Origin of the sequence: Streptomyces sp. NPDC059455 (assembly GCF_042750115.1) — a bacterium.
Lineage (GTDB): Bacteria > Actinomycetota > Actinomycetes > Streptomycetales > Streptomycetaceae > Streptomyces > Streptomyces endocoffeicus.
Genome location: NZ_JBHYVB010000132.1, coordinates 1 through 8,399, shown reverse-complemented (window position 1 = coordinate 8,399; position 8,399 = coordinate 1). Strand labels below are relative to the sequence as shown.

Below are 8,399 nucleotides of genomic sequence, written 5' to 3'. Positions count from 1 at the left end.
GGGGGGGGGTTCTTGGGGCGGGCCGCCCACCCCCCTCATAGCGGCGGGGTTTTATTTCCCCCCATTTGTGTGCGGGGGGGGGGGGGCCGGGGGCCCCCCCCCCCCCCCGGGCCCCGAAGGAACTGCTACACCATCTGCCGACCCTGGTACTGCGCCGGCCTTCTGTGTCCGCCGACCCGACCTGGAAGTTGTCGGGGCTGCGGGGATCGCGGTTGCTTGACCGGAGACCACCTCACTATCGATGTCCTGCGGTACCCGGGCTCAAGACTCCACCCGGGCGATCCTGATGGCGCCTGGCTCCTCCGTTCTTCCCTCTGGGATCAATCACTTACCTACTACTGTCCTGCGCATTGCTCGGTGGCCTGTCACAGCACCACTCTTCGGCAGCCAGCCCCGTTGCCCGTCCTGCGTTTGCTCTGGCTTAGAACCCCACTGCCGAACCTCCCGGTGCGCGCGTCCGCAGCCGACGCCTTCACCGAGGTGCTGCTCACTTGACTTCACTGCTGAGTACTGCTACTGCGTGAACTGCGGTACTGCTCGCGGCGGCCCCTGATCACTGCGGGCCACCTGGTCCGGCCGCCAGTCCCGTCGCCGTCCTGCAACAACCCTGGCTTCGAAACTCCACCGCCGCACCGTCCTGCGTACTGCAACTGCGGTTAACGCTCCCCGGCAGTTCATGTCTGCCGGGCCCTGTTGTCTCTCTGGCTACGAGAGAAACCATAACCACGTCACCGCCCAATGTCTACTCCAGCCAGGATAGATTTTCGTGACCCAGGTGGAGAGATAGTCAGCACAGGCCACGGGACGGGTGCCCGGCGGTCCCGCTACAGCCAGGCTCACCCACTCCGACCAGGCCGGTTGCGCCGGCCTCGTTGCCGCGAACACCACAGCTGCCCCGTCTGGCCCTGCGGATGACCGCTCAGGACACGCACCCCAGCCTGCGCTTACGCGGTTGAGACATCACAAGCCGGGCAGAAGGACCGCCAGAGGACCCGCGTGACGATCCAGAGACCAGGGTGACCTGATGGACACAATGAGCGTCAACGTGGCAACTGACTTGTCCATGGCATGCATTGCCGACACACGCCGGAGCGCCCGGGAATTCCTCGCAGGTCTCGTACAGCCGGCGGCAGGAGCGGCCGAGACTGCCGACACCGTGATCCTCGTCGTCTCGGAGCTCGTCACCAACGCCCTTCGTCACGGCGGCGGCATCTGCAGCCTGAACCTCACCGCGCACCCGGACAGCATCGAGGTGGCCGTGCATGACCGCAGCCCGCAGGCGCCGCGCATGCGCGCCCCCGACCTGCACGGTGGCACCGGAGGTTTCGGCTGGCCCATGGTCAACCATCTCGCTCGCGCCACCTCCGTGACCCGCCGGGCGGACGGCGGCAAGACCGTAAGCGCTTTTCTCGCCCGGTAGTGCCAGACCACCGGCGCCGACCAGCATGACGGGCAGTCGCCCCAAGATCGATCTCACATGCGGCCGCAGTACCAATGTAGCCAGGTAGAAATCAGCGATCCCGCGCCCAGGCTTCGGCTCCTTGCCGATCGCCTGTCGCAAGGGCGAGGGGCCGCCCCTGTCTTCTCACAGAACCGGTCCTGCTCGGCGGTGCTTCCTGCAGCCAACTGCCGCCGGTAGGGGGAGGCGAACAGCGGTGCCAGGTCGTTGGCTTCGGCGTAGACCGCGGCGAACAGCTTCGAGGTGCTGTATGCGCTGTAGGTCTTGGCTGCGTGGTCGTAGGGGATGAGGGTGAAGATCCGACTGTCCCAGGTGTGCCAGGCGTCGGCACGTGGCCAACGCACTGCTGAAGATCGGCCAGAACACGGTGAAGGTGGCCGGGCCGGCCCTGGGTGGGGTGCTGGTCGCCATGGTCGGCCCCGGCTGGGCCCTCGGGTGGGACGCGCTGACGTTCGCCGCTTCGGCCCTCCTCTTCTCCCGGATCAGCCTCAAGGCCAAGACCGTCAAGGTCCGGGCCGGGTTCACCGCCGACCTGCGCGAGGGCTGGGATGATTTCCGCTCCCGCCGCTGGCTGTGGGTGATGGTCTGCCAGGCCGCCGCGATCGTTCCCGTGGCTGGTGGGCTACCAGGTTCTCGGCCCGGTGTACGGACAGCAGGTACTCGGTGGCGCCGCCCGGTGGGGCGTAGTGGTCTCCGGCTTCACGGCCGGACTCGTGGCCGGGGCGGCACTCGCCCTGGTGTGGAAGCCGCGGCAGGTCGGACTCGTCGTCTGCGCGGGCACCGGGTCGATGGCGGTGCCGCCAGCGGCGATGGCGGCGGCCGTGCCGCTCCCCGCGCTCGTGATCGCCACAGGGACGGCCGGCACGGGGCTGGCGGTCAGCATGACCGTCTGGGCCTCGCTGGTGCGGGAGAGGATTCCGGCGGACCGGCTGGGCCGGACCCTGTCGTACTCGACGCTCGGGCAGATCCTGCCCGTCCCCTTCGGCTATCTCCTCGCCGGTCCGGCCGCCCACCTGATCGGGCTCCGCACGACCCTGGCCGCGGGCGCCCTGATCATCACGACCGCCGCCGCCGTGCCGCTCGCCATCGCTCAGGTCCGCGGGCTCTGCCTCGCGCCGGCAGAGGCCAGGGACGCCGACGGGGCAGTGACCCCGACACGAGCGGACAGGTAGAAGGGCCGGGCCACCTCGACGGCACCGGCGAAGTCGCGAAAGGCCCGGTCCCGGGCCGCCGCATCGCGCACGGCCCAGCCGCATCCCTCCCCCAGTCCGCAGCGAAGGGCGAGGTGAGAGGCGATGCGGTCGGCGCTCAGGTGGGCCGTCGTGTGGTGCGGTTTGGCCGCCTCGACCTCGGCGTTGACGGCGAACGCGGCGGCCACGGCTTAGGCTGCCGCGGGAACGGAGCCGAGCAGCCCGCCCACTTCGGCCACCGTGGCGGGCCACACCGTCCAAGCCCCGTCCAGGCGGTGAGGGTTGCGTGGTGTGACCAGGCGCCGGCCTCGTCGCAGAGGGTGCGGGCCACCACGTAGGTGGCCCCTGACCGGCGATGATGCCGGCCAGGGGCCACCTGTCACATGAGCTGGCGTCAGCCGTCGTTCTCCGCCGACGGGATGTAGGCGCCCGGGACGTCCCTAGGGGCGTAGATCTTCTTCTCACCCGGGTACGGCTTCGCCCAGTTGTGTGTCTCGTACCACGTGAGGTGGTTCATCTGGGCGGGGGGAGCGTAGTCCGGAACGGCGTTGGGACCGGTCAGCCGCTGCTTCGACTTCCACTGGTCCCACTCGGCGGCGACGTTCTTCATGTCCGCCGGCACCGAGGCCGACGGCACGGCCGCCGCCTTCGGGCTCTGCGCCGCGGGGCTGTCCAGACCACAGGACGGCGGGGTCTTCACCCCGTCGGTCAGCGAGGTCCGGTTGAGCAGCGCCTTGAACGGTGTGAAGTTCGGTTTCTGGGTGAACGCCGAGGCCATCGGGGTGGCCGCGGTGTCCTTCTGGTTCATCGGCTGGACCCCGAGGATCTGCTCGATGGTCCGGATCATGTTGATCTGTGAGTAGTAGTGGCTGTCCACCGTGGAGTGCTTGGCCCAGGGGCTGATGATCTGGACCGGGGCACGGTGGCCGTCGACGTGGTCGAGACCCGCCTGGGAGTCGTCCTCGACGACGAAGATCGCCGAGTCCTTCCAGTACTTGCTGTGCGAGATCTGGTCGACGATCCGGCCCACGGCGAGGTCGTTGTCCGCGACCTGGGCGGCGGGGCTCACCGGGCCACCGGTGTGGTCGCTGGAGAGCCAGAACATGTTCAGGTTCGCCGGACCGTTCTTCTCGAAGTCCTGCTTCCAGATCTGTGACCGGTAGACGTCCGGGACGCTGGTGTCGAACTTCGGGAATCCGTGCACCGACACGTCGTTGAGCGACGGGATCGGCGAGGTCGAGTTCAGCGGGTAGGCGGTGTCCTGACCGGTCGCCGCCATGTTCTTGCTGTCGCAGTACAGGTTCTGCCAGCTGGCGTCCGCCGGCTTGGTCAGGAACTGCTGGAACTCGCCGAAGTTCCGGACCGACTTGCGGGCCGCCTGCGCACCGGTCCAGATGAAGCCGGACTTCTGGTGGCCGAGGGCGTCGTCCTCGGTGTCGTAGCTGCGGGCGTACTCACCGGCCGAGGACTCGGTGTACTCCGGGTCGTCGGCCTGCATCAGCCAGTTGTGACCCTCGGCGGAGTTGGTGCCGATGTCGTACGTGTTGTCGTACAGGCCGAACTGGTTGGCCAGGGCGTGCTGGTTCGGCGTGACGTTCTCGCCGAACTGGGTCAGCGAGGGGTCGCCGTTGCCCTTCGGAATGTCACCGAAGACCTGGTCGTAGGTCCGGTTCTCCTTGACCAGCAGGAAGACGTGCTTGATGGTCGAGGGGTCGCCGAGCTTGACCGGGACCGGCACCGGCTTGGCCTGGGAGCCGTCGGACTTCTTGAGCGACTCGCCGTTCCAGCCGTTCTGCTTGAAGACCTTGCCGGTGTAGGACCTGATCACGCTGTCGTCGGGCAGCGTGAACTTCTGCAGGCTCGACGTCGTGTCGTGGGTGCCGTGACCGCCGGTGGCCTTACGGCGGGCGTCGATGCCACGGGTGTTGGAGACGTACACCTGATTGCCGGAGGTGGTGATCTCCGAGGGGAAGTAGTCCGTGGGGAGCAGGCCGACGTAAGAGACCGGCTCCTGCGCGGAGGTGTACTTGTAGACGGCGACGGCGTTGGCGCGGCCGAGGGTCACCAGCAGATGGCCGTCGTCGGTGAGGGTCACCGCGTCGGGCTCGTAGCCCACCCGGGCCTTGGCCCACGGCTGGGTGGAGATGGTCTGGACGACCTTGTCCTTCGCCGTGTCGATGACCGACACACTGTTGTCGGCGGTGTTGGTGACGAACACGACGCCGTTCTTGGCGTACACGGCGGTCGGGTGCAGACCGACCTCGATGCTGGAGACCGCGGCGTCCTGGTTCGCCAGGTCGATGACGCTGACCGTGCCGCTGGTGGTGGCGGCGGTCTTCTGGTCGGCGAGTACCTGCGTGCCGTACGAGTTGATCGTGGGCTCGCCGGGCTTGGCCGGGCGGCCGCCCTCGTTGCTCACATAGAGCTTGTCGCCGACGACGACCATGCCGCGCGGGGCGTTGCCCACGTTCCAGCTCTGCTTGATGGTCCCGGTCGCGGCGTCGATGGCGACGACCCGGTTCTGGCCGTTGACCGCGGAGTACACGGTCTTGCCGTCGGCCGAGAACGCCGCCGCGCCCACCAGGGCGTGCTTGGACCCCTGCGCCGGGATGCTGACGGTCCTCGGGCTGGAGACGCCGCCGTCCTCGTTCACCGTGAACACGGTGTAGCCGTCCGGCTGGCCCAGCCACAGCTGCTTGCCGTCGGGCGAGTACGTCGGGCCTTCCTGGCCCACGTTGTTGCTGCTGATGCGGGGGTTCGACGACGCGGCGTTGCTGACGAGCTGCTGCGTCTTCCAGTTCTTCAGGTCCACGATGGCCAGGGCCGCGCCACCGTCGGTGACCGAGGCGGCCATGTGCGTGCCGTCCGGGCTGACCGAGGACGACATGATCTTGCCCTGGTTGATGACAAGACGGTCGCCGTACGGGGCGATGTACTGGTTGCTGGAGACGACCTGGCCATTCTCGGTGACCTGGCCGACCTGCTCCGTGCCGAACTGCTGGGTCTGCGCGAGCGCCGTACCGGCGGCCACGAGGGCGACGGCGGTGGTGCCCGCCGTCAACAGCGGTATCCGGCGCCCGATGCGTCTGCTGACGAGACTGATCCGAGCTTCCTCGGCTAGCTTGCGGCGGCGAGTTACCTGCATTGAGGGTTATCCCTTCGGGGTGGTGTCGAGCAGTTCGACGTTGCCGTCGAACTGCCACAGCGGGTTCGGTGCGTCCCCGTCGGGGGTCCGCACCAGGAAGTAGCCGTTCACTTCCTTCGGTCCATCGCCATCGGCCATGAACCGCCCGTCCGGAGTGACGTCGAGTTGGTAGATGGCCTGTCCGGTGGCCTCGACGCCGGGAAGATGCCAGGTCACGACGCAGCGCCAGTCGTTGCCCGGCCCTTCCGCCGCGACCCTGGTGCTTCCCTTGTTGCACGCCGCCGTGGCCTTCAACTGGGCCTCGGTGACGGCGGGCCGGTGGAGCTGGTCGGTCTGCATGCGGTACAGGTGCGCGAACGCCGTGGCGAGCGAGCGCTGGACCTTGTCCTGCTCGATCCCGGAGCCCGTCGCCGAGGTCGTCGCGGCGACGACCGCGAACGACGCGGCGGCCACCCCGACGAGCGGCAGCACTCCGACGGTGATCGCGCGGCGGCCCGAACCGTCGTGGGCCAGGTTGGTGAAGTCGCGCCGTACGAAGAGCGCATACGCCAGCGCCGTCGCGACCGCGGCCCACACGAGGCTGACAACGATGCCGATCAGCAGCGGGCCGAGTTGCCGGGGACTGGTGAACAGACCGTTCCAGGAGATGAAGGCGTAGCTCGGCAGGGCGACGCGCACGGCCACCGGAAGCGGCAGCATCTGGGCGACCGCCATCGCGAGCGAGACGAGCACGGGCACCAGCAGCCCCATCGGGGACCGTCCCAGCGTGACCGACCCGAGGAGGCCGAGCGCGGCGAGCGCCAGGGTCGGGGCGAGGACGCAGACCCAGGAGAGCAGGACCGAGACGGCGGCGTCCGACGGTGCCAGGAGATGGCCGTCGAGACCGACCAGCGGCTGGTCGCCGACCGCGAGGAGGCCGCCGACGGTGCTGGAGACCGCGAGTCCGGCCACGAGCAGCAGCAGGACGGCGAGACTGGCCACCGCCTTCGCCACGAAGATCCGCCGAGGCGAGCGGACCGCGACGAGCAGATGGCGCCAGGTGCCGAGCCGGTCCTCGGAGGCGAACACATCACCGGCCACGACCGAGGTCAGCAGCGGGAGCGCCCAGGTCCCCGCGAAACCGAGCATCACCAGCGGCCCGGCCCACCCGGAGGCGAGCATCCAGCGCCCGAAGAGGGTGTCGACGGGAAGCGTGCTCTGCTGGCTCGCCCCGGCGACGAAGAGGGCGGGAGCGATCCAGCAGGCGAGGACCAGCAGGCGGATCCGCCACTGGGAGACGAGCTTGACGAGCTCGAAGCGACAGGCGCGGGTGACGGGGACGCGACGGCCCCCGGTCACCTGCTCGTGTTCCCGTTGCCGGCTCTGGGTGAGGGTCGCGGTCATCCGGCCGCCTCCTGCTGCTCGGTGAGGGCGAGAAACGCGGCTTCGAGCGGCGACACCACGGGAGTGAGCTCGCGCAGCGCGACGCCTCCCTCCACGAGCCGCACCACGAGTTGGTCGAGGGCGGGCACCAGGGCGCGTACGACGAGCGGTTCGGCGTCCTGCCGTACCCCGGCGTCGTCGACGACCTGGATCCCCGGCGCGTCGTCCGCCAGCCGGCGCGCGGCCCGCGGGTCGGAGGTGAGCAGCCGGTAGTCGAGTTCGCGGTTCTCGGTGGCCAGCTTGGACAGCGGGCCGGAGAAGACGACGCGTCCGGCGGCGAGGATGGTCACCTCGGAGCACAGCGCCTCGAGGTCGTCCATGTTGTGGCTGGAGAGCACGACGGCGGTTCCGTCGGCCGCGAGCCGGTTGAGGACACCGTGCACATGCTTCTTGCCCGCCGGGTCCAGGCCGTTGGACGGTTCGTCGAGCACCAGCAGCCGGGGCTTGGTCAGCAGGGCGGCGGCGAGCCCGAGCCGCTGGCGCATGCCGAGGGAGAAGCCGCGGGTACGGTCGTCGGCGACGTCGGTGAGACCGACCTCGGCGAGTACGTCGTCGATCCCCGCCGTGCGCGCGTCGTGGCCGCGGAGCGCGGCCAGCGCGGCGAGGTTCCGCCGTGGCGTGAGCGAGGGGTAGAGGGCGGGGCCGTCCACGAAGCCGGCGACACCGTCGGGAGCGTCGAGTGCCCGCTCGACCGGTGTACCCAGGACCTCCAGGCGACCGCCGTCGGCCACCGCGAGCCCCAGCAGAAGGCCGAGCAACGTCGTCTTTCCGGCGCCGTTCGGCCCGACCAAGCCGTGGATCTGACCCTGCGTTACCTCGAGATCGATGCCGTCCAGGGCGACGACAGCACCGAAGCTCTTCGTGATACCGCGAGCCCGGATTGCGCGGAGTTCTTCCATGGGTCCCTTCCTTCAAATACCTCAAGGACCCTATGGATTGATCATGCTGCTGATATAGATGGCGAGTTGAATCTACGTGGAACATAAAACGACCTGGCATTAGCGAGGTCACCACCGAGCGGGAGCCCGCCGTTTCGATCACTATTCTTTGCCATCATTTGATCAAAACTGGATGCTCCCATGAATGAGTTGTGATGGTGAATGTCGCGGTGAATGCCAACTGGGCACGGAGCGGAATTGAGCCGACCGCGACGGCCCCCGAACCCCGGCGGTTTCCGCCGGGG

At 68.7% G+C, this 8,399-nt stretch carries 5 protein-coding genes and 1 pseudogene; 3 read left to right on the top strand and 3 right to left on the bottom strand.

Going from position 1 to position 8,399, the window contains the following annotated elements; all coding sequences use genetic code 11:
- Nucleotides 1-1,024: 1,024 nt before the first annotated feature.
- The 3 genes and pseudogenes from ACFXB5_RS35540 to ACFXB5_RS35530 all read left to right on the top strand — a co-directional run bounded on the left by ACFXB5_RS35540 (nucleotide 1,025) and on the right by ACFXB5_RS35530 (nucleotide 2,631).
- Nucleotides 1,025-1,420 carry an ATP-binding protein gene (locus ACFXB5_RS35540; protein WP_385215935.1) on the top strand — a complete coding sequence of 132 codons (396 nt, stop codon included), beginning with the start codon at nucleotides 1,025-1,027 and terminating at the stop codon, nucleotides 1,418-1,420.
- Between the two features lie 370 nt (nucleotides 1,421-1,790).
- Nucleotides 1,791-1,994, top strand: a pseudogene (locus ACFXB5_RS35535) (MFS transporter); the annotation flags it as partial.
- Between the two features lie 82 nt (nucleotides 1,995-2,076).
- Entirely contained in the window at nucleotides 2,077-2,631 is a 555-nt protein-coding gene (locus ACFXB5_RS35530) for a hypothetical protein (RefSeq protein ID WP_385215998.1), read from the top strand.
- 412 nt (nucleotides 2,632-3,043) lie between these two features.
- On the opposite strand, the gene ACFXB5_RS35525 is transcribed toward ACFXB5_RS35530, so the two are convergent.
- From ACFXB5_RS35525 to ACFXB5_RS35515, 3 genes are read right to left on the bottom strand one after another with little or no spacing between them, the layout of a single operon-like run.
- Nucleotides 3,044-5,794, bottom strand: coding sequence for an alkaline phosphatase family protein (locus ACFXB5_RS35525; RefSeq protein ID WP_385215932.1), 2,751 nt, complete (start codon nucleotides 5,792-5,794; stop codon nucleotides 3,044-3,046).
- Between the two features lie 6 nt (nucleotides 5,795-5,800).
- Nucleotides 5,801-7,177, bottom strand: coding sequence for an ABC transporter permease (locus tag ACFXB5_RS35520; protein WP_385215930.1), 1,377 nt, complete (start codon nucleotides 7,175-7,177; stop codon nucleotides 5,801-5,803).
- Nucleotides 7,174-8,115 carry an ABC transporter ATP-binding protein gene (locus ACFXB5_RS35515; RefSeq protein ID WP_385215927.1) on the bottom strand — a complete coding sequence of 314 codons (942 nt, stop codon included), beginning with the start codon at nucleotides 8,113-8,115 and terminating at the stop codon, nucleotides 7,174-7,176. Before ACFXB5_RS35515 ends, ACFXB5_RS35520 begins: the two co-directional genes overlap by 4 nt.
- Between the last annotated feature and the right edge of the window lie 284 nt (nucleotides 8,116-8,399).

Coding starts and splice junctions, on each gene's coding strand:
- ACFXB5_RS35515 (WP_385215927.1), bottom strand. CDS start 8,115: ATGGAAGAACTCCGCGCAATCCGGGCTCGCGGTATCACGAAGAGCTTC.
- ACFXB5_RS35540 (WP_385215935.1), top strand. CDS start 1,025: ATGGACACAATGAGCGTCAACGTGGCAACTGACTTGTCCATGGCATGC.
- ACFXB5_RS35520 (WP_385215930.1), bottom strand. CDS start 7,177: ATGACCGCGACCCTCACCCAGAGCCGGCAACGGGAACACGAGCAGGTG.
- ACFXB5_RS35525 (WP_385215932.1), bottom strand. CDS start 5,794: ATGCAGGTAACTCGCCGCCGCAAGCTAGCCGAGGAAGCTCGGATCAGT.